21 protein-coding genes are annotated in these 18,817 nt (G+C 46.2%); 8 read left to right on the top strand and 13 right to left on the bottom strand.

The genetic code is table 11. The annotated features are described in order from the left end of the window. Nucleotides 1–2 precede the first annotated feature (2 nt). Together rfaC and rfaL are read left to right on the top strand one after the other, a co-directional pair. Nucleotides 3–980, top strand: a complete 978-nt coding sequence (rfaC, locus tag HVZ39_RS00480) for a lipopolysaccharide heptosyltransferase RfaC (protein WP_019078050.1) — start codon at nt 3–5, stop codon at nt 978–980. Between the two features lie 14 nt (nt 981–994). Continuing rightward, nucleotides 995–2,203 (top strand): O-antigen ligase RfaL, encoded by a 1,209-nt coding sequence (gene rfaL, locus HVZ39_RS00475; protein ID WP_019078049.1) that lies wholly within the window; start codon nt 995–997, stop codon nt 2,201–2,203. A gap of 36 nt (nt 2,204–2,239) precedes the next feature. Here rfaL and HVZ39_RS00470 read toward each other — a convergent pair whose 3' ends face one another. The 6 genes from HVZ39_RS00470 to rfaQ all read right to left on the bottom strand — a co-directional run bounded on the left by HVZ39_RS00470 (nt 2,240) and on the right by rfaQ (nt 8,564). After that, nucleotides 2,240–3,382, bottom strand: coding sequence for a lipopolysaccharide N-acetylglucosaminyltransferase (locus HVZ39_RS00470; protein WP_032932025.1), 1,143 nt, complete (start codon nt 3,380–3,382; stop codon nt 2,240–2,242). Nucleotides 3,383–3,393: 11 nt separating this feature from the next. Then, nucleotides 3,394–4,407 (bottom strand): glycosyltransferase, encoded by a 1,014-nt coding sequence (locus HVZ39_RS00465; protein ID WP_169329680.1) that lies wholly within the window; start codon nt 4,405–4,407, stop codon nt 3,394–3,396. A gap of 90 nt (nt 4,408–4,497) precedes the next feature. Further along, a complete protein-coding gene (waaO, locus tag HVZ39_RS00460) occupies nt 4,498–5,508 on the bottom strand; it encodes a lipopolysaccharide 3-alpha-galactosyltransferase (RefSeq protein WP_181633674.1) in 1,011 nt (336 codons plus the stop codon). A 74-nt stretch (nt 5,509–5,582) separates the two neighbouring features. After that, nucleotides 5,583–6,380 (bottom strand): lipopolysaccharide core heptose(I) kinase RfaP, encoded by a 798-nt coding sequence (gene rfaP, locus HVZ39_RS00455; protein ID WP_019078045.1) that lies wholly within the window; start codon nt 6,378–6,380, stop codon nt 5,583–5,585. Beyond that, nucleotides 6,373–7,497, bottom strand: a complete 1,125-nt coding sequence (locus HVZ39_RS00450; RefSeq protein WP_181629604.1) for a glycosyltransferase family 4 protein — start codon at nt 7,495–7,497, stop codon at nt 6,373–6,375. Before HVZ39_RS00450 ends, rfaP begins: the two co-directional genes overlap by 8 nt. Beyond that, complete coding sequence (gene rfaQ, locus HVZ39_RS00445) at nt 7,494–8,564, bottom strand: lipopolysaccharide core heptosyltransferase RfaQ (RefSeq protein WP_181633103.1); 1,071 nt, start codon at nt 8,562–8,564, stop codon at nt 7,494–7,496. Before rfaQ ends, HVZ39_RS00450 begins: the two co-directional genes overlap by 4 nt. A 397-nt stretch (nt 8,565–8,961) precedes the next feature. Between rfaQ and waaA the strand changes: the two genes are divergently transcribed. Next, entirely contained in the window at nt 8,962–10,239 is a 1,278-nt protein-coding gene (gene waaA / locus HVZ39_RS00440; protein ID WP_181633102.1) for a lipid IV(A) 3-deoxy-D-manno-octulosonic acid transferase, read from the top strand. Between the two features lie 8 nt (nt 10,240–10,247). Next, nucleotides 10,248–10,727 carry a pantetheine-phosphate adenylyltransferase gene (coaD, locus tag HVZ39_RS00435; protein ID WP_016154984.1) on the top strand — a complete coding sequence of 160 codons (480 nt, stop codon included), beginning with the start codon at nt 10,248–10,250 and terminating at the stop codon, nt 10,725–10,727. A 47-nt stretch (nt 10,728–10,774) separates the two neighbouring features. Here coaD and mutM read toward each other — a convergent pair whose 3' ends face one another. The 4 genes from mutM to radC all read right to left on the bottom strand — a co-directional run bounded on the left by mutM (nt 10,775) and on the right by radC (nt 13,049). Next, nucleotides 10,775–11,584, bottom strand: a complete 810-nt coding sequence (gene mutM, locus HVZ39_RS00430) for a bifunctional DNA-formamidopyrimidine glycosylase/DNA-(apurinic or apyrimidinic site) lyase (RefSeq protein ID WP_019078041.1) — start codon at nt 11,582–11,584, stop codon at nt 10,775–10,777. A 98-nt stretch (nt 11,585–11,682) separates the two neighbouring features. After that, nucleotides 11,683–11,850: a 50S ribosomal protein L33 gene (gene rpmG / locus HVZ39_RS00425; RefSeq protein ID WP_003024094.1), complete on the bottom strand. Its 168-nt coding sequence runs from the start codon at nt 11,848–11,850 to the stop codon at nt 11,683–11,685. Between the two features lie 20 nt (nt 11,851–11,870). After that, the gene (rpmB, locus tag HVZ39_RS00420; protein WP_003024071.1) at nt 11,871–12,107 is read right to left on the bottom strand and encodes a 50S ribosomal protein L28; all 237 of its coding nucleotides are present in this window, start codon (nt 12,105–12,107) and stop codon (nt 11,871–11,873) included. Between the two features lie 276 nt (nt 12,108–12,383). Continuing rightward, on the bottom strand, nt 12,384–13,049 hold the full coding sequence (radC, locus tag HVZ39_RS00415; protein ID WP_016154986.1) for a DNA repair protein RadC: 666 nt from the start codon (nt 13,047–13,049) through the stop codon (nt 12,384–12,386). 172 nt (nt 13,050–13,221) lie between these two features. On the opposite strand from radC, the gene coaBC reads away from it, so the two are divergent. The 3 genes from coaBC to slmA all read left to right on the top strand — a co-directional run bounded on the left by coaBC (nt 13,222) and on the right by slmA (nt 15,591). Further along, nucleotides 13,222–14,442: a bifunctional phosphopantothenoylcysteine decarboxylase/phosphopantothenate--cysteine ligase CoaBC gene (gene coaBC / locus HVZ39_RS00410; RefSeq protein WP_088583168.1), complete on the top strand. Its 1,221-nt coding sequence runs from the start codon at nt 13,222–13,224 to the stop codon at nt 14,440–14,442. Then, on the top strand, nt 14,420–14,878 hold the full coding sequence (dut, locus tag HVZ39_RS00405; protein ID WP_016154988.1) for a dUTP diphosphatase: 459 nt from the start codon (nt 14,420–14,422) through the stop codon (nt 14,876–14,878). Before coaBC ends, dut begins: the two co-directional genes overlap by 23 nt. Before the next feature lie 116 nt (nt 14,879–14,994). After that, nucleotides 14,995–15,591, top strand: a complete 597-nt coding sequence (gene slmA, locus HVZ39_RS00400; RefSeq protein ID WP_016154989.1) for a nucleoid occlusion factor SlmA — start codon at nt 14,995–14,997, stop codon at nt 15,589–15,591. 87 nt (nt 15,592–15,678) lie between these two features. Here the strand turns inward: slmA and pyrE are convergent, their stop codons facing one another. Together pyrE and rph are read right to left on the bottom strand one after the other, a co-directional pair. Then, nucleotides 15,679–16,320, bottom strand: a complete 642-nt coding sequence (gene pyrE / locus HVZ39_RS00395) for an orotate phosphoribosyltransferase (RefSeq protein WP_016157763.1) — start codon at nt 16,318–16,320, stop codon at nt 15,679–15,681. 65 nt (nt 16,321–16,385) lie between these two features. Further along, nucleotides 16,386–17,102 carry a ribonuclease PH gene (gene rph / locus HVZ39_RS00390; RefSeq protein WP_016154991.1) on the bottom strand — a complete coding sequence of 239 codons (717 nt, stop codon included), beginning with the start codon at nt 17,100–17,102 and terminating at the stop codon, nt 16,386–16,388. Between the two features lie 125 nt (nt 17,103–17,227). On the opposite strand from rph, the gene HVZ39_RS00385 reads away from it, so the two are divergent. Continuing rightward, a complete protein-coding gene (locus HVZ39_RS00385) occupies nt 17,228–18,091 on the top strand; it encodes a YicC/YloC family endoribonuclease (protein WP_080859272.1) in 864 nt (287 codons plus the stop codon). 101 nt (nt 18,092–18,192) lie between these two features. Here the strand turns inward: HVZ39_RS00385 and HVZ39_RS00380 are convergent, their stop codons facing one another. After that, entirely contained in the window at nt 18,193–18,633 is a 441-nt protein-coding gene (locus HVZ39_RS00380; RefSeq protein ID WP_181633101.1) for a hypothetical protein, read from the bottom strand. Nucleotides 18,634–18,817 lie beyond the last annotated feature (184 nt).

The following is an 18,817-nucleotide window of genomic DNA, read 5'->3' as shown; positions in this document are numbered from 1 at the left end:
GGATGCGGGTATTGATCGTTAAAACATCGTCTATGGGCGATGTACTGCATACGTTACCGGCATTAACCGATGCGCAGCAGGTCATGCCGGATATTCAATTTGATTGGGTAGTGGAAGAAGGCTTCGCGCAGATCCCATCCTGGCATGCAGCCGTTGACCGGGTGATCCCAGTGGCGATCCGCCGCTGGCGTAAAGCCTGGTTTTCAGCGCCGATTAAAGCCGAGCGTAAAGCCTTTCGCGATGCGGTGCGTTTACAGCAGTATGACGCGATAATTGATGCGCAGGGTCTGGTAAAAAGCGCGGCGTTGGTTACGCGTCTGGCACGTGGCATCAAGCATGGTATGGACTGGAGCACGGCGCGCGAACCATTGGCGAGCCTGTTTTATAATCGCAAACATCACATTGCCAAACAGCAGCACGCGGTAGAACGTACGCGTGAATTGTTCGCCAAAAGTCTGGGATATTCCAGGCCCCAGTCGCAGGGTGATTACGCTATCGCTCAGCATTTTCTGAAAGAACGTAATGCTGATGCGGGCCAGTATGCCGTATTTCTGCATGCCACAACACGTGATGATAAGCACTGGCCAGAAGCCAACTGGCGGGAGCTAATTGGCCTGTTAAATAACGCTGGCATACGTATTAAACTGCCATGGGGTGCTCCTCATGAAGAAGCACGAGCCCGTAGGCTGGCAAATGGTTTTTCTTATGTTGATGTTCTTCCACGGATGACTTTGGGAGAGGTCGCTCGCGTACTGGCGGGGGCAAAATTTGTGGTGTCGGTTGATACAGGCCTGAGTCATTTAACCGCTGCACTGGATCGCCCTAATATTACGTTGTACGGTCCAACGGACCCAGGATTGATTGGTGGGTATGGGAAGAATCAAGTGGCATGTCGCTCAGAAAGTGAAAATCTTTCAGACTTGCGTTCTTCGACCGTATTAGAATCAATTAATTGCAATTTTTTAAATAATTGTCTGTAAGTGTCGGAGAAATGATGGCTTTAACAAAGTTTTTTTTAGATGAGAAAAAAAACTGGAAGATAAACTGGAATAGAGGACTTATATTTCTGTTTGTCGCCACCTATTTCTTAGGTGGTATTACTCGTTATAAACATTTGATTGTCATCCTGATGACTATCACAACGATAGTTTATTTATGTAAGAATCCTCGACATTATATTCCTATTTTTAAAACATTTGTTTTTGCAAGTGTATCATTTCTTGTAATCGCTACCTTCGTCTCTTTAGTGTTCACTCCTGAACTAAAAGCTAGCCTGAAAGAGATAAACAACTCAGTTGTTGAAAATGTCTTATTATGCACTATTGCGATCCCTGTATTACTAAGAGAAGAAAGCAAAGAAACCATTTCAAAGTTGATATTCTTCTCGTTCCTTACAGCTCTTAGTTTGCGATGCCTTTCAGAACTTGTCCTTTATTATCAGGACTATCAGCAAGGAATCATGCCTTTTACTAATTACCAACATCGCGGAATTTCAGATGCAATGGTGTTTTTATTCCCAGTGCTTCTGAATCTATGGCTCGTTAAATCAGCGAAATACCGTATATTATTCCTGTTGTTAGGGGCGATATACACCTTTTTAATTCTTGGAACATTGTCCCGTGGCGCATGGTTATCTGTATTCATTATTGCTCTTACATGGATAATCATGTACAAACAATGGCGATTGCTTACTGTAGGAATCCTCGTAGCTATTGTTGCTCTGACAGCTATATTTTCACACAAAGATATGTCAGAAAAACTGACCTTTAAATTGCAGCAAACTGACAGTTCATATCGCTATACTAACGGTACGCAAGGAAGTGCGTTTGACCTAATCTTAGAAAATCCAGTTATTGGTTATGGTTTTGGTAATAACGCTTATAAAACTGTATACAACAAGCGTGTTGTTGATTATCCAAACTGGACATTCCGCGAGTCAATTGGACCACACAACCTTATTCTTTTTGTATGGTTTGGTACAGGATTACTTGGACTTGTGGGTTTAATACTGGTGTACACTAGCATTGTGAGAGAATGTGTTACGCATGCATTTAGGGAGAATTACTATTCCCCATACAATGCTTATATAATAATTTTACTTTCATTTTTCGGTTATTTTATTATACGTGGCAACGTTGAGCAGATTGAGTTAGATCTGTTGGGTATTTTTGCAGGTTTTCTGTTAGCGCTGAAGAATAAATAAAATAGTAAAAAAAGGCTACTTTATGTAGCCTTTTTTTCACTCGAACCAGTTACAAATAACCTCTTCAAACCGTTGTGTAACCGCAGACCAACTATAGTTTCCAAAGACATATTGCTGACCTCGTTGGGCGGTATCCGCTAAACTACTTTCCGCCATTACCCTGGTAATATCCTGAGCAATAGTTTCTGCAGTCATCGGCTCTGTAAGGTGATAGCCTGTAATTTTATCTTTAACAAACTCAACCATGCCGCCTCGAGTACTGACTAATACAGGTCTTCCAGCGCCCATAGCCTCAATAGCCACCATACAAAATGGCTCCTGAAATTGAGAAGGAATCACAACTATATCTGCCAGTGGATAGTAATAGTGCATTTTCTCGGGTGAGATACTACCTAACATAATACAATGTGGTTTGAGGCGCTCAGCTATTTCCCGAACTTCACGCTGATAATCACCTTTATCGTTCTTACTTACTTCCATGTGATCACCAACAACCACAAGCTTCAGATTTTTGTTCTCATGCAGCAACTTTTCAAAAGCCTGCAGAAGTAAGAGAACGCCTTTATCAGGGACTATACGTCCAGCAAAAAATACCACCTTGCTTTCAGGGGGAATACTTAATTTATTTTTTGATATTGATTCATATGACGATTGATAGATATCCAGGTCAATACCATTAGGCACAATAACAATATCAGCTTCAGGAAGATAAGATTGATAATAGTTCTTCAAAAACAAACTTGGTACGATCATCTTAACTTTTTTATCAAGCAACTTAGGTTCAAACGCATTATGCATATGAATCACAACTTTAGCCTGAGGAGCTTGCGAACGAATTTGTCGATATAGCTTCATACTGTTATGGACAACAATCACACTTTGATCGGTTATCTCAAACTTTTCGGCAACTTTCAGTATGCGCTTTGAATAAGGTAACGGATCCAGCCGAGTCCACTTTTGGAAAATACGCTTATATACAGAGCTAAATCCAATACGATGAATACTACATCTTTCGTTTACGTAAGAATAATCAGAATATCCTTCATTCTTTATACAGACAATACGATTAGGGAATTTGGTTCTTTGGGCAACCTGATACATCCAGGTCTCAACTGCTGCGGCACCACGTGGTGGAATAGAATAAATAGGTGTTACAGTAAATATGATTTTATCAATCATAAAGATCACCATTACATTGTTTTATATTTAATTGCTGCGATCAGGCCTGGAATTATTTTATTTTGATAAAGAAGGTGTTTATATTCTTCTCTATATTCGTGCTTTTGTTTTGCAACTTGATAAGGCTGATTCTTCCATGGTGACTTCTCATATACTGTGCGGAAAAATTGTGCTGAGGAATAGTTAGCCCACTCGTGCCATGGTTTTGTTACACCAGTATAATGAATAAATACTGTCTCTTCATTAATCACTGATTTATAGTGATTTTTATTTTTAATCTCAAACTCAGACTTCAATGAGTAAATTGAGTTATATTTCCTCGGTAGTAATACCGCATGATGCAAAAACATGATATTTAAAATATCCTGGTCAGGATATTTTACTCTGGAAACTATACTTTCATCTGACAATAATTCGAAGAATTTTTTCGTTAAATTAGAGTTAAGCCATTGCTGCAAGTTTATATACATGACACCCGAGTTAAAGTAGTTGCCTTTAAACTCAGGATTATGTAGACGCTCTGCACTTTTATCCTGCATTGAATCAACATCTACTACAACCGCACCATATTCCCCATCAAATTTCAGTGCAGCAAGATCCTCTAAAGAGCCTTTACACGTAATATCAGCATCAAGATATAGCAGTCGATCTAATCGTTCAGAAAAATAATCAAATGAAAGCAAGCGATAGTATATTGACACTGGCCATATATTTGTTTTAGGTAGTGACACCAACGGTTCAGAATCAATATGATATAGCTTAATAACTGTTTTATACTGTTCTGCTAATTGTGTCAAAAGTACAATATATTCTTGATCTAAATAATCCGCAATAATATGAAAAGTAAAATTAATATTACTCTGTTTATTATTTTCAAGGATTGAGGCAATAGAAATTGCCGCGCCAGTTTGGTAATTTTTATCGATTCCCCATGAGATATTAAAAGTGTCACGATCATCACATGGTGTAACACGTCTGTCTAACTCAATAATATCTTTGAAGTTAGTTAATCTTTTGAAGTCCAAGTTAATTACCTTTAATTATTTCAGCTATATTTTCCAGAGGCTAAGATATGCATTGTCGTTGATTATTTTAACAATATACTTAGCCAGCAGTTAACCTTTCAACTTGGTCAGATAATAATTAAAGTAGTTACACAGTCCCTGAACGTATAACCCTTGTTTAAATTTATGCTTTGCACAATATCTGAATTGATTGCTATTGGTCGGTTTGAGAAGCGCTACTGAATGCCAGGGCGAGGCCTCTTTCGCAACTAAAAAACTCTTCGATACCGGATAGTTGGACCACTCATGCCAGGGTTTTGTCGGTCCCACATAATGAATGAAAACAGTTTCATTATTCACAGGATTGACTACTGTATCTTTCAGTTCATAATTAATGCTAAAGCGTGTATTGTATTTACCATTGATAAAAGTTACTTTTCCGGCTAACAATACATTAAGGACATCTTGATCAAGATGAGTTATTCTTTCCACCCATTCTGGAACTCGCAACATTTCGATGGCTCGGGAAGAGATATTATTACTGTGCCATGCATTGATGTTGATAAGTAAGAATCCAGCATTAAAGTATCCGGTGATTAATTCTGGAGTGGCCAGCGTTACAGAACGATTATGCCACCATTCGGAATCTCTTTCCGTTACAACGACAGCGATCTCATCTGCGGAAAAATTATAATCGACCAGTTCTCGTACACTACCCTGGCAAGCAATATCAGCATCCAGGTATAATAATTTATCTATTTTATTATAGAAATAATCTGCAATAACAAAACGGAAGTATGTTGCATAAGTCCAGTTTTTTGTACTAGGTAAGTCTTTTAATTTATTGCAATCAATTAGGTAAACTTTGATACAGGATTGATATTGTTTAGCAAGATCGGCGAATCTGGCTTTATCACTCTCATCGAAATAATCAGTAAATATATGAAATGTGAAATCGATTTTTTTATTCGACAATAATACAGAGGCTATTGATACACCGCAGCCAAATAAAAAATTCCTGTCAATACCATAACCGATATTAAAACAGTCTGCAGAAGCATTTTCCCGAAAATCGTACTCAAAAACAGAAAGGATAACTTCTTTATCGCTAAATTGAGACATTTGACTCTTACCAATTTTTGAGAAATAGACCATGTTCTCACATGATGCATTTCAAATAGTTCAGGATAAATTAATCACAGAGATTTACGGATTGTTCTTTCGCGTATTTTATTAGCTTTAACCTGAGCTTCCTTGAACAAATCAGCCTCCTGACTTAGGATGCTTTTCAACGGCAACTCGCAATAGATGCGTAGAAATCTATAAATATCACGCTGGGTTAATCCAATGTTCATGGACGAAAAATAGAGACCGATCAAGTCCTTATCGCGCCAGCGTCGGGGAACAGTCGACCGAATCTGAGCACGGTGCAAATCAATCACTGAAATCTTGAGATCGTCCTCATGCCCTGAAAAAGGCAGATGTAATAAAAAGTGGCAAATATAGCAATCGCGATGATTGATACCACCAGCATGCATCTTACGCACCATGGTGGCAACACGATCAATAATTATACGCTTCACTTTCACATCGGGAGAATTTGTGGCCCAATCAGCACAGTAATCTTCTAAGCTGATAGTTGGTGTGAGATCCTCAGTAATAATAAACGAGGTTTTAGTCAGTGGATTCAACCCTTTCTCACCAAATCCCACGCCTGTCATTGTATCCACACCTAACTGACTCAGGCGATGAATGGCATTCCATTCTCTATCAGCACCTAATACTGGCATGCGTAATGAAAGCAGGTTTTTAACAATCTCTTTCAGAGAAGTGCCTCTGTGCCATTTTAAAAAATAGCTTTTACCCGTTAGTTCAAATCGTAGAGTACGGCGAGTCTCCAGTTCTCTGAATACTTCACCTTGTAAATTTTTAACTTCTTCAAATGCATCTTTCCCGCGCCATAGTGTGGCTAACGGTTCTTTTAATTCAACCATCTAAACCACCCGTAATCATATCCGCTGCTTTCTCCGGTAGGCTGTATAAATCTTGCGTATCCGCATAGTGTCGTGCATTTGCCCTCCATTCCGAACGCAATGAAGGCTCTACCAGCGCTTTACGTAAGGCTTCATTCAGCGTTTCTTGCCGGAATGGTTCTGTAATTGCCATACCACAATTAGCATCAACAATATAATGCGCGTAACCGCATACGGCTGTGGTCAACACCGGCAGCCCGGCAGTGATTGCTTCTAGTAAAACAATACCTGCCGCCTCCTGATAAGCTGGATGCATCAATATATCAGCCGCAGCCATTAATTCTGCAACATCATTACGGCCAGAGTAGAAATGGACATTACTGCGTACGCCAAGTTTTTCCGCCAGCGCCTCAAATTTTCTCGGTCTGTCTTGTCCAACAACATACAGTAGCGTATTAGTTCGAAGCGTTTCTGGTAACGAGGCCAGTGCACGTATTGAACGATCCACACCTTTACGAGTGAAATCAGAGCCTACCTGCAATAATAGATTTTGTTGCTCTGTTATACCGTTTTTCTGGCGATAAACTTCACGGCTATTCGGAATCTGCTGGCTATACTTCCTGTCTGGATAAATCCCTGGAGGAAGAATATGAAATCGTTGAGCTTCTGTCTGATAGTGTTTCTGAAAATCAGCAATCTGCTTATCAGTTAGCATCAATAGTTGCGTCGGTTTACCCTGCTCAAACGTCGCGCGTTCAAACTCTGCATAGTGCCGATATCGTGAAGTTAACCGATAGAGGAAACCTTTTTCTTGTGCCACTTTCTCGGCATAGCAAACGTCAGCAGCATAGTAGAGATCCAGCCCTGGCATTTTATTAAAACCAACTACCCGATCGACAGGGTGCTGAAGTAAATGTGCCTGGACCCAGGAATAATACTCCGCATTGCGACCATGGTTTGTCCGGGACTTGACCGGTACAAGAACCAATTCAAAAACGTCAGGACACTCACCTTCCCAGGACTGCGTATAGACACGAACATGGTGACCACGTGCCGCTACAGTTTGCGCAATGCGCATAAAATCACGCTGTAACCCACCGAATGGGAAGTATTTATACAAACAGAAAGCAACAATCATACGGGACTCCCCGCTTGTGGCGGCACAAGTCTACCCGGTAATAATTTATCGATAGCAGCAATAACATCGTCAGCGGGTATCACCGAAAGATACATTTCATTGCGATCGCGCTGCTCGCGTGGAGGCATCGGACGATAATCACCAGCCCAAAATTGAATCATCTGCTTTGACCATGGTCGCCAAAAATTATGATCCGTTGCGCCAAACAGGCATATCAATGGTGTATCAACCGCAGCAGCAATGTGTCCCGGAGCAGAGTCCACCCCAATAAACAACTGCGCATGATCGATGACCGCTCCTAGCTCGGGGAAGCTCATCTTTCCCGCCAGCGCAGTAACGGGCCTTTCTTTGCAACCTTGTGCAATTTCATTCACGCAAGCCAGATCGTCTTCGCCTGGGCCTGAGGTCATAACTACCTCCAAACCACGCTGGTGTAAGGCGTCAATTACCTGTGAAAACTTTTCGTTATTCCAGCACTTGAAGCGTTGGCGTGCCGTTGGTTGAATTACAACATATTCATCACCAACCCCAGCCCGATTTAATTCTGTGCGCATACGTTCCCAGCTATCCGGAGGATAGCTCATTGTTGTATGCGTAACAGTCGATTTAAGTTTCAACGGGGCCAGCACAGACAGATTGCTTTCCACCACATTTTCACCGCTAAGCGGGGCCAGACATGTAAAACTATTTTTCCAAAAAGAAGATTGCCGATGTGCATAATCTTGAGAGATTTTGATTGGCGCGTTCAGTAGCCGCATCAGTATCGCAACCATCCACTGATCGGTAAGGTTTACAACTAAATCATACCCATTTGCGCGCAACGTTCCGATCAGGTGCAGAAAATTAGTAATTTTATCAGTTACTTTTGCCTTTTTATTTTTAATACCATAAAGGGCATTAATTTCTGGGTTTTCCGACAAAATTGGGATGGTATCCTGATAGAGAAGCACGTCGATTTTCGCATCAGGATAGTTCTGCTTTAGCGTACTAATGATCGGAGTTGTTAACAACATATCTCCGTGAAAACGCATTTTTATGACCAGAATTCTATTAATTGGCTTATCCACAAGCGGCTCTTTTATCGTGAGTGTCCGGTAAAGTTAAGCAGAAAAAAGCACGCTACCGCCCCAGGCTCAACAGCTACCTGATTACTGATATCGCACTGATTTTTTACGCGCTAGTGTATCACTTCTTTCGCCATGTTCCGACTCGAATAATTCTTGCACAGCCAATGGTTTTAAAACATGTAAATCAATGAATTAAGATGTTCAGACCTTTTGATTTTTAGCCCTCTATCTCGACTAAACCGGAAAATATCAACAGAAAACGTAAAGATGCAAAAGATGTTGGTACCCTGGACATCCCCCGCGAGGGACGCTATTTAATTTAAAAATAGGAAAAGTATTGGTAAAGCCACAGCTAAATACATAGAATCCCCAGCACATTCATAAGTCAGCTACCATTATGCTCGAATTGCTTTACACCGCCCTTTTCTACCTTATTCAGCCTTTGATCTGGGTACGGCTTTGGGTGCGCGGACGTAAGGCTCCGGCCTACCGTAAACGCTGGGGTGAACGCTACGGCTTTTACCGCCGTCCGCTAAAACCAGGCGGCATCATGCTTCATTCGGTTTCCGTGGGCGAAACGCTGGCAGCTATCCCATTAGTCCGCGCTCTGCAACATCGTTACCCCGACTTGCCGATCACGGTCACCACCATGACACCAACCGGTTCCGAGCGCGTACAATCCGCTTTTGGCCCTGACGTTCAGCATATTTATCTGCCGTACGACTTACCGGATGCCCTAAACCGTTTCCTGAATAAAGTTGACCCCAAGCTGGTGTTAATTATGGAAACCGAGCTGTGGCCGAATCTGATCGCGGCACTGCATAAGCGCCATATTCCGCTGGTCATTGCCAATGCACGTCTTTCCGCTCGCTCAGCTGCTGGCTACGCTAAATTAGGTAAATTTGTAGGCAGGCTACTGCGCCGAATTACGTTGATTGCCGCCCAGAACGAAGAAGATGGCGCTCGTTTTATCACGCTTGGTGCCAGAAGCAATCAGGTCACCGTTACCGGTAGCCTGAAGTTTGATATTTCCGTCACGCCGCAGCTGGCCGCAAAAGCGATTACATTGCGTCGTCAATGGGCACCTCACCGCCCGGTATGGATTGCAACCAGCACGCACGACGGCGAAGAAAGCATTATCATTGCCGCCCATCAGGCGTTATTAAACCAGTTCCCTAATCTTTTACTGATTCTTGTACCCAGACATCCTGAACGGTTCCCGGATGCCATTAACCTCGTACGCCAGGCTGGGCTAAGCTATACGACACGTTCTTCGGGCGAAGTTCCGTCATCAGGAACCCAGGTCGTAATCGGCGACACAATGGGCGAGTTGATGTTGCTGTACGGCATTGCCGACCTTGCTTTTGTTGGCGGTTCGCTGGTTGAACGCGGTGGACACAACCCACTGGAAGCCGCGGCGCACGCCATTCCGGTACTGATGGGGCCACATACTTTTAATTTTAAAGATATTTGCGCCCGCCTCGAACAGGCAAGCGGATTGATCACCGTCACCGACGCAACTACGCTGGTGAAAGAGGTCTCTTCTTTACTGACCGATGCAGATTATCGTAATTTTTATGGCCGTCACGCAGTTGAAGTTCTGTATCAAAATCAGGGCGCGCTTCAGCGTCTGCTGCAGCTGCTGGAACCTTATCTGCCACCCAAAACGCATTGAGGCAAGTCATGCAAAAACGGGCGATTTATCCAGGAACCTTTGATCCCATTACTAACGGCCACCTCGATATCGTGACACGAGCGACAAGCATGTTCGATCACGTAATCCTGGCGATTGCCGCAAGTCCCAGTAAAAAACCGATGTTTACTCTGGAAGAGCGCGTTGAGCTGGCACAACAGGCAACGGCGCATCTCGGTAATGTGGAGGTTCTGGGATTCAGCGATCTGATGGCAAACTTTGCCCGCGATAATCAGGCTAACATTCTGATCCGTGGCCTGCGTGCGGTAGCCGATTTTGAGTATGAAATGCAGCTGGCCCATATGAACCGTCATCTGATGCCACAACTGGAAAGCGTCTTTCTGATGCCGTCTAAAGAGTGGTCATTTATCTCATCGTCACTGGTGAAAGAAGTTGCCCGCCACCAGGGTGACGTAGCGCACTTTCTGCCGGAAAACGTTCATCAGGCATTATTGAGTAAACTGAAGTAATGCGTCTGGCCGGATGAGGCATACGCTACGTCCGGCCGATAATGGTGTTATTTCTGACAGCGGCGGCAATAAAACGTTGTGCGCTGAGCGTGTTTTGTCGCAATGATTGGCGCGCCGCATACGCGACAGGGTTCACCTTCTCTCCCATAGACCTGCAGCTCCTGGGCAAAATAGCCCGGCTTACCGTCACTTTGCAGAAAGTCCTTCAGCGTGGTCCCGCCCTGCTCGATAGAACGCAGCAAAACCGCCTTGATAACGCGCACCAGCAGTTCGCACTCATCCTGCGACAAAGATGACGCCAGACGGTCAGGATGGATACCAGCCGCAAACAGCGACTCGCTGGCATAGATGTTTCCCACCCCCACGACCAGCTTGTTATCCATCAGCCAGGGTTTAATCGCAGTTTTCTTCTTCGCACATTTCTGCTGCAGATAACCAGCATTGAAATCGTCGCTCAGCGGCTCAGGGCCAAGATGGGCGAGGACATTATGCCCATCCAGCTCTTTAGTCCACAGCCAGGCGCCAAAACGACGCGGATCGGTATAGCGCAGGACTTTGCCGTTACTCATCACTAAGTCGACGTGGTCATGTTTTTCTGCCGGAAGCTCTTCAGAAAGGATACGCAAACTACCCGACATCCCCAGGTGAATGATTACCCAGCCATCTGATAGCTCCAGCAGCAGGTATTTCGCGCGCCGCTGTACGCTCAGGACAGGTTTATCACTCAGACGATAGATTTCCTCTGATACTGGCCAACGCAAACGACCGTTACGCACAGTCGCGTGCATAATCGTTGCCCCCACCAGATGCGGCTCAATACCGCGGCGGCTGGTTTCGACTTCAGGTAATTCAGGCATAGTATCTCCGGCGGTGTATCAGGTCTCATTAATATGGGGACGGCCAGAAAACAAAAAACCCCGCCGAGGCAGGGTTTTTCTTTACATCAAAGCGGAAATTATTTGATTTTCGCTTCTTTGTATAAAACGTGCTGACGAACAACTGGATCGAACTTTTTCAGCTCCAGTTTTTCCGGCTTAGTACGTTTGTTCTTCGTGGTGGTATAGAAGTGACCAGTACCAGCAGAAGAAACCAGCTTGATTTTCTCACGAATACCTTTAGCCATGATTTATTTCCTCTTAGTACTTAGTACTTTTCGCCACGGGCACGCAGTTCAGACAGAACTGTTTCGATGCCTTTCTTATCAATAACACGCATACCTTTAGCAGATACACGCAGGGTGACAAAACGCTTCTCGCTCTCAACCCAAAAACGGTGAGAGTGCAGGTTAGGCAGGAAACGGCGTTTAGTCGCGTTCAGTGCGTGGGAACGGTTGTTACCGGTCACCGGACGCTTGCCAGTAACTTGGCAGACTCGGGACATGTCTATTCTCCAAAAATCAAATTAGCTCGAGCTTCGTATGGGGTATTGGCGCCTCGTCAGGCTTCTCAGCCCGGTTATCGCAGTTCAATACACTAAATCTTTCATCGTTGCCTCGTCATTGGACGCAACAAGAATGATTTTGCGTATTTGCGAACTCTCGATTGCCAGGCCCAAATGCCAAACCCGAGATTCTCAAAGGTGGCGTAGTATACGCTGAGTCAGCGATGTGCTCAAGTCCCGAACAGACAAAGATCCCGATGGATCGCGTAAAGTGCGTTAAATCCAACCGCGTTCCGCAAAAGAAACGTACTCTCCGCGCCCAATGACCAGATGATCAAGCACCCGGATATCCATGAACTGACAGCATTTCACAACACGCTCGGTGATGAGTTTATCTGCTTTGCTCGGCTCTGCACACCCCGAGGGGTGATTATGTGCAAGGATCACCGCAGAAGCATTCATTTTTATCGCTTCGCGGACAATTTCTCGCGGATGCACTTCAACGTGGCTTAGCGTTCCGGAAAAAAGTTTACGGTGTTTAATCACGCGATGTTGAGAATCCATAAAGATCACATAGAAGATCTCGCGTTCCTCTTGCGAAAGCTGGCTTTGCAGAAATTCACGCGCCATTTCCGGGCTAAGTATCGCACGCTCCTCTATCACCTGTACGTTGTAGTAGCGCCTTGCCAGCTCCACTATTCCCTTCAACTGTGCGTACTTCGCGATACCGATGCCCTGAACATAGCTGAAATCCATGTAATCAGCAGACAACAGGCCATACAACGAATCAAAATGCTGAAGCATCTCTTTCGCCAGCGTAAGCACATCTTTACCCAGTATCCCGGTGCGTAGAAAAAGAGCCAGTAGCTCTACGTCGGTCAGCGAACTGGCCCCCTGCGCCAACAGCTTTTCCCTAGGCATTATACGTCCTGTATTTTCCATGCTTTTCCCCTCCTTTCGCGTCCGCATAGTGGCATAACGCCAGCGGCGAATCGACGCTCTGTTTTCACTTCTTCGTAGAGCCTCGCAAACTGGAGCGCGGGCAAAAGCACGACACATTGCGGATTGTGATAAAATATCCGCCTTCTGGTGAAACCCAACAGGAAAGATCATGATGAGTCTGGCCGGTAAAAAAATCGTACTTGGCGTCAGTGGCGGGATTGCTGCGTACAAAACCCCTGAGCTGGTGCGTCGTTTACGGGAACGCGGCGCAGACGTCCGCGTGGCGATGACCGAAGCCGCAAAAGCGTTTATTACTCCTCTGAGCTTACAGGCGGTTTCGGGCTATCCCGTTTCCGACAGCCTGCTTGACCCCGCAGCCGAAGCCGCGATGGGCCATATTGAACTGGGGAAATGGGCCGATTTGGTTATACTGGCCCCAGCGACGGCAGACCTGATTGCCCGCGTTGCCGCAGGTATGGCCAACGATCTGGTGTCTACGATCTGTCTGGCAACGCCAGCGCCTGTTGCCGTGCTGCCGGCTATGAACCAGCAGATGTACCGCGCCGCCGCTACCCAACACAATCTGGGCATTCTTGCCTCGCGCGGTTTGCTCATTTGGGGCCCTGACAGCGGTAGTCAGGCATGTGGTGATGTCGGTCCTGGACGTATGCTGGATCCGTTAACAATTGTAGATATGGCGGCAGAACATTTTTCACCTGTCAAAGATCTGCAACATCTCAACATCATGATTACAGCAGGCCCGACGCGTGAACCGCTTGATCCCGTGCGTTATATTTCCAACCACAGCTCGGGGAAAATGGGATTTGCTATCGCGGCCGCTGCCGCAAAACGCGGGGCAAACGTCACGCTGGTATCAGGTCCGGTTTCGTTACCCACACCGCCTTTTGTCCAGCGCATTGATGTGATGACCGCGCTGGAAATGGAAGCCGCCGTGCAATCTGCGGTGCAACAACAGCATATTTTTATCGGCTGCGCCGCAGTCGCTGATTATCGCGCTGAAACTGTCGCCAGTGAAAAAATCAAAAAACAGGCAACGCAGGGTGATGAATTAACAGTAAAAATGGTCAAAAACCCGGACATCATCGCTGGTGTTGCCGCACTGGATGCTAACCGTCCTTTTGTCGTTGGGTTTGCCGCCGAAACAAATAATGTGGAAGAATATGCCCGGCAAAAACGCATCCGCAAAAACCTTGATGTGATCTGTGCGAACGACGTTTCGCTGTCCACTCAAGGATTTAACAGCGACAGCAACGCATTACACCTTTTTTGGCAGGATGGAGATAAAGTCTTACCGCTTGAGCGCAAAGAACTCCTGGGCCAATTATTACTCGACGAGATCGTGACCCGTTATGATGAAAAAAATCGACGTTAAGATTCTGGACCCGCGCGTAGGGCAACAATTTCCGCTCCCGACGTACGCCACTTCTGGTTCTGCCGGACTTGACCTGCGTGCCTGTCTTGATGACGCCGTAGAACTGGCGCCTGGCGCAACAACGCTGGTGCCAACCGGGTTAGCTATCCACATTGCCGATCCTTCTCTTGCGGCAGTGATGCTCCCGCGCTCCGGGCTGGGCCATAAGCACGGGATCGTACTGGGCAATCTGGTCGGTTTGATTGATTCCGACTACCAGGGCCAGCTGATGGTTTCAATCTGGAACCGTGGTCAGGACAACTTTACTATTGAACCGGGCGAACGTATCGCGCAGATGGTATTTGTACCGGTCGTCCAGGCTGAATTTAATTTGGTGGAAGAGTTTGAAGCCACCGATCGTGGCGAAGGTGGCTTCGGCCATTCCGGGCGCAAGTAACCCGCAGAAAAGTATCTCACAGCGTAATAACGCAATAACACACCGCAAATACCAGTTTGCGGTCGCTGTGTGGATGCCTGCCTGGCAAGAGCTTATTTTCAGGGGTATTTTGTAACATGGTAGAAAAGCAAACTGCGAAAAGGAATCGTCGCGAAGAAATACTTCAGTCTCTGGCACTGATGCTTGAGTCCAGCGATGGTAGCCAACGCATCACGACAGCTAAACTGGCGGCCTCTGTGGGCGTTTCCGAAGCGGCCTTGTATCGCCATTTTCCCAGCAAGACCCGCATGTTCGATAGCCTGATTGAGTTTATCGAAGATAGTCTGATTACCCGTATCAATCTGATTTTGAAAGATGAAAAGGACACTAACGCGCGATTGCGTCTGATCGTACTGCTGATTTTAGGGTTCGGTGAACGTAATCCTGGCCTGACGCGAATTCTGACCGGACACGCGTTGATGTTCGAGCAAGACCGTCTGCAAGGCCGTATTAACCAGCTTTTTGAGCGAATTGAGGCGCAGTTACGCCAGGTTCTGCGAGAAAAAAGAATGCGTGAAGGTGAAGGCTACACCGTGGATGAAACGCTGCTGGCCAGCCAGCTACTGGCTTTCTGCGAAGGTATGCTGTCCCGGTTTGTACGTAGCGAATTTAAATACCGCCCAACGGATGATTTCGACATCCGCTGGCCGTTGGTTGCCGCTCAATTGCAGTAACACCGTTGTTGGATGGCGACCTCGCCTATTTTGCCTACGAACCCTGCGGTGCGTAGGCTGGATAAGCGCAGCGCCATCCGGCAGTTCTTATACGCCGTACGCTTCGCGATACGCCCGTACTGCGGCCAGATGTTCTGCCATTTCTGGTTTTTCTTCCAGATACGCAATCAGATCTTTCAGGGTAATGATAGAAATCACCTTGCAGCCATAATCGCGTTCCACTTCCTGAATCGCTGAAATCTCGCCGCGACCGCGTTCCTGACGATCGAGAGAAATCAGTACCCCCGCCAGCGTGGCGCCGTTAGCCTGAATAATTTCCATCGACTCACGAATAGCCGTACCTGCAGTGATAACATCATCCACCAGCATTACACGCCCCTCAAGTGCGCTACCTACCAGATTACCGCCTTCACCGTGGGTCTTCGCCTCTTTACGGTTAAAGCAGTACGGCAAATCTTTATCGTGGTGTTCCGCCAGCGCAACAGCCGTGGTGGTCGCAATCGGGATACCTTTGTAGGCCGGACCAAACAGCAAATCGAACTCAATACCGGAATCCATCAGCGCTTCGGCATAAAAACGGCCTAACAGTGCCAGGCAGCGCCCGGTATTAAACAGCCCGGCATTGAAGAAATAGGGGCTTTTACGCCCGGATTTCAGCGTAAACTCGCCAAACTTTAGTACCTGCTTGCTAAGCGCAAACTCAATAAACTGGCGCTGATACGGTTTCATGGATTCGCTCCTCATCTCACTTTATTACAGACAAAAAAAAGGCGACTCATCAGTCGCCTTTAAAATCAATTTTCTAACGCCGCCTTCTGCGTCGTTACAATGGATTCGATTCCCCCTCGGGCTAACGCCAGTAGGGTGAGAAGTTCTTCATGGCTGAACGGCTCGCCTTCTGCCGTGCCCTGCACCTCTATAATGCGGCCGTCTTCAGTCATCACCACGTTCATGTCGGTTTCTGCGGCAGAGTCTTCAACATATTCGAGGTCACATAGCGCTTCACCGTTCACAATGCCCACGGAAACCGCGGCGACCATCCCTTTCATCGGGTTAGTTTTCAGTTTACCGCTCGCAACCAGCTTGTTCAGCGCATCAGCCAACGCCACACATGCGCCGGTAATTGATGCAGTGCGCGTACCGCCATCTGCCTGAATAACATCGCAGTCCAGCGTAATAGTGAATTCACCGAGCGTCTTCAGATCAACGGCGGCGCGCAGCGCACGAGCGATCAGACGCTGGATTTCCATGGTACGACCGCCCTGCTTACCTTTCGCCGCTTCACGGGCGTTACGGGTGTGCGTGGCACGTGGCAGCATGCCATATTCTGCGGTGATCCAGCCCTGGCCCTGACCTTTCAGAAAACGCGGTACGCCTTCATCAATAGAGGCGGTACACAGCACTTTGGTATCACCAAATTCGACCAGCACGGAGCCTTCAGCGTGTTTTGTATAATTACGGGTCAGGGTGACGGGACGCACCTGGTTGGCACTACGACCTGCTGGACGCATGATAAAATCTCCGGCTTGAAACGAATGTGGCTGCGCATTATACGGACTTCCGACTGTTATTCCTATCCTGACAAGACGTGGATGGCTATAATCCTCCCATCTCATCTTTAAAAACAGGAACGTCTATGATCCGCAGCATGACCGCCTACGCCCGGCGTGAAATCAAGGGTGAATGGGGTAGCGCTACCTGGGAAATGCGCTCGGTAAACCAGCGTTATCTGGAAACTTATTTTCGCCTGCCGGAACAGTTCCGTAGTCTTGAACCCGTTGTTCGCGAACGCATACGCACGCGTCTGACGCGCGGTAAAGTCGAGTGTACGCTGCGTTTTGAGCCTGATGCCAGCGCCCAGGGCGAGCTGATTCTAAATGAAAAGCTCGCTAAACAGCTCGTTAGCGCTGCTAACTGGGTCAAAATGCAGAGTGATGAAGGTGAAATTAACCCAGTTGATATCCTGCGCTGGCCAGGCGTAATGGCTGCCCAGGAGCAAGATCTGGACGCCATTGCCGCCGAAATCCTCGCCGCGCTTGACGGTACGCTGGATGACTTCATCATCGCGCGAGAAACCGAAGGTCAGGCGCTGAAAGCGCTGATCGAGCAGCGTCTGGAAGGCGTCAGCACTGAAGTCGCTAAAGTGCGTGCACATATGCCGGAAATTCTGCAATGGCAGCGTGAGCGTCTGGTAGCCAAACTGGAAGACGCCCAGGTGCAACTGGAGAATAACCGCCTTGAGCAAGAACTGGTGCTGATGGCGCAGCGCATCGATGTAGCAGAAGAGTTAGATCGTCTGGAAGCCCACGTCAAAGAAACCTACAACATTCTGAAGAAAAAAGAGGCTGTTGGCCGTCGTCTGGACTTCATGATGCAGGAATTCAACCGTGAGTCGAACACTCTTGCATCCAAGTCTATCAATGCGGAGGTGACTAATTCCGCAATTGAACTGAAGGTATTGATCGAGCAAATGCGCGAGCAGATTCAGAATATCGAGTAATTTTGCGTACCATGCCTATGCTATCGTAACGTACTAGATAGCCTGCTCAATGCAGGCTATCCGTACCGCCAGTAAGTGCTGATTGATATAAAATTAAATACTTATTTATCTGACATATATTTGTCGTTATAAATACTCTTCAGAATATCAACCCGAACAGCATTACTGCTGTTCATATTCACGACTGTCAGTACTTCATCGGATCCCCTGAGTCGCCAGCACTCTGCCTCAACATCGCATTTTACCTGTTTTTCATAGCCCGCCATTGAGAGATACTTACTAATCCTCCCCGTATCCCTGGTATCATGGAACGTCACACTCCATACATCAGCCTTAGGATCAGAAATGTTCGTATAATTAAAGTCATACACTTGGGATATTCTCGGCATTTTTTTTAAAACTTGGGGAGTGTAATAATCATATTTGGCTTTATCAAACTCTGTATATTGTGCGTTACCTGCAAGTCTCATTTTAATATTAGGCCAGAAATAAGAGCTGCATATAGCTATTACCATCAGCACTATTATGACTGCCTGTTTCATATGTTTCCCTGTTTTACGAGTTAACGACCGTTCCATCTCTGGAAACTATTTTAACGTTACCAGAACTAAAATCGCTGTAAGGTATCACTGTTCTCATGAATGCTCGCCTTGGTGCATATCCGAGAGTAACTTCCTGACATCATCTCCTCGGGCATGTCCCATATCTATCCAACCCAAAACTTCG

This window comes from Citrobacter sp. RHB35-C21, from assembly GCF_013816515.1.
GTDB classification, from domain to species: domain Bacteria; phylum Pseudomonadota; class Gammaproteobacteria; order Enterobacterales; family Enterobacteriaceae; genus Citrobacter; species Citrobacter braakii.
The sequence above is the reverse complement of the archived record's forward strand: the minus strand, read 5'-3'. Positions and strand labels throughout refer to the sequence as shown.

Coding starts and splice junctions, on each gene's coding strand:
- HVZ39_RS00385 (WP_080859272.1), top strand. CDS start 17,228: ATGATCCGCAGCATGACCGCCTACGCCCGGCGTGAAATCAAGGGTGAA.
- mutM (WP_019078041.1), bottom strand. CDS start 11,584: ATGCCTGAATTACCTGAAGTCGAAACCAGCCGCCGCGGTATTGAGCCG.
- HVZ39_RS00470 (WP_032932025.1), bottom strand. CDS start 3,382: ATGATTGATAAAATCATATTTACTGTAACACCTATTTATTCTATTCCA.
- rfaL (WP_019078049.1), top strand. CDS start 995: ATGGCTTTAACAAAGTTTTTTTTAGATGAGAAAAAAAACTGGAAGATA.
- waaO (WP_181633674.1), bottom strand. CDS start 5,508: ATGTCTCAATTTAGCGATAAAGAAGTTATCCTTTCTGTTTTTGAGTAC.
- dut (WP_016154988.1), top strand. CDS start 14,420: ATGATGAAAAAAATCGACGTTAAGATTCTGGACCCGCGCGTAGGGCAA.
- rph (WP_016154991.1), bottom strand. CDS start 17,102: ATGCGTCCAGCAGGTCGTAGTGCCAACCAGGTGCGTCCCGTCACCCTG.
- coaBC (WP_088583168.1), top strand. CDS start 13,222: ATGAGTCTGGCCGGTAAAAAAATCGTACTTGGCGTCAGTGGCGGGATT.
- HVZ39_RS00380 (WP_181633101.1), bottom strand. CDS start 18,633: ATGAAACAGGCAGTCATAATAGTGCTGATGGTAATAGCTATATGCAGC.
- waaA (WP_181633102.1), top strand. CDS start 8,962: ATGCTCGAATTGCTTTACACCGCCCTTTTCTACCTTATTCAGCCTTTG.
- coaD (WP_016154984.1), top strand. CDS start 10,248: ATGCAAAAACGGGCGATTTATCCAGGAACCTTTGATCCCATTACTAAC.
- rfaC (WP_019078050.1), top strand. CDS start 3: ATGCGGGTATTGATCGTTAAAACATCGTCTATGGGCGATGTACTGCAT.
- rfaP (WP_019078045.1), bottom strand. CDS start 6,380: ATGGTTGAATTAAAAGAACCGTTAGCCACACTATGGCGCGGGAAAGAT.
- radC (WP_016154986.1), bottom strand. CDS start 13,049: ATGGAAAATACAGGACGTATAATGCCTAGGGAAAAGCTGTTGGCGCAG.
- slmA (WP_016154989.1), top strand. CDS start 14,995: ATGGTAGAAAAGCAAACTGCGAAAAGGAATCGTCGCGAAGAAATACTT.
- rpmB (WP_003024071.1), bottom strand. CDS start 12,107: ATGTCCCGAGTCTGCCAAGTTACTGGCAAGCGTCCGGTGACCGGTAAC.
- pyrE (WP_016157763.1), bottom strand. CDS start 16,320: ATGAAACCGTATCAGCGCCAGTTTATTGAGTTTGCGCTTAGCAAGCAG.
- rpmG (WP_003024094.1), bottom strand. CDS start 11,850: ATGGCTAAAGGTATTCGTGAGAAAATCAAGCTGGTTTCTTCTGCTGGT.
- HVZ39_RS00450 (WP_181629604.1), bottom strand. CDS start 7,497: ATGATTGTTGCTTTCTGTTTGTATAAATACTTCCCATTCGGTGGGTTA.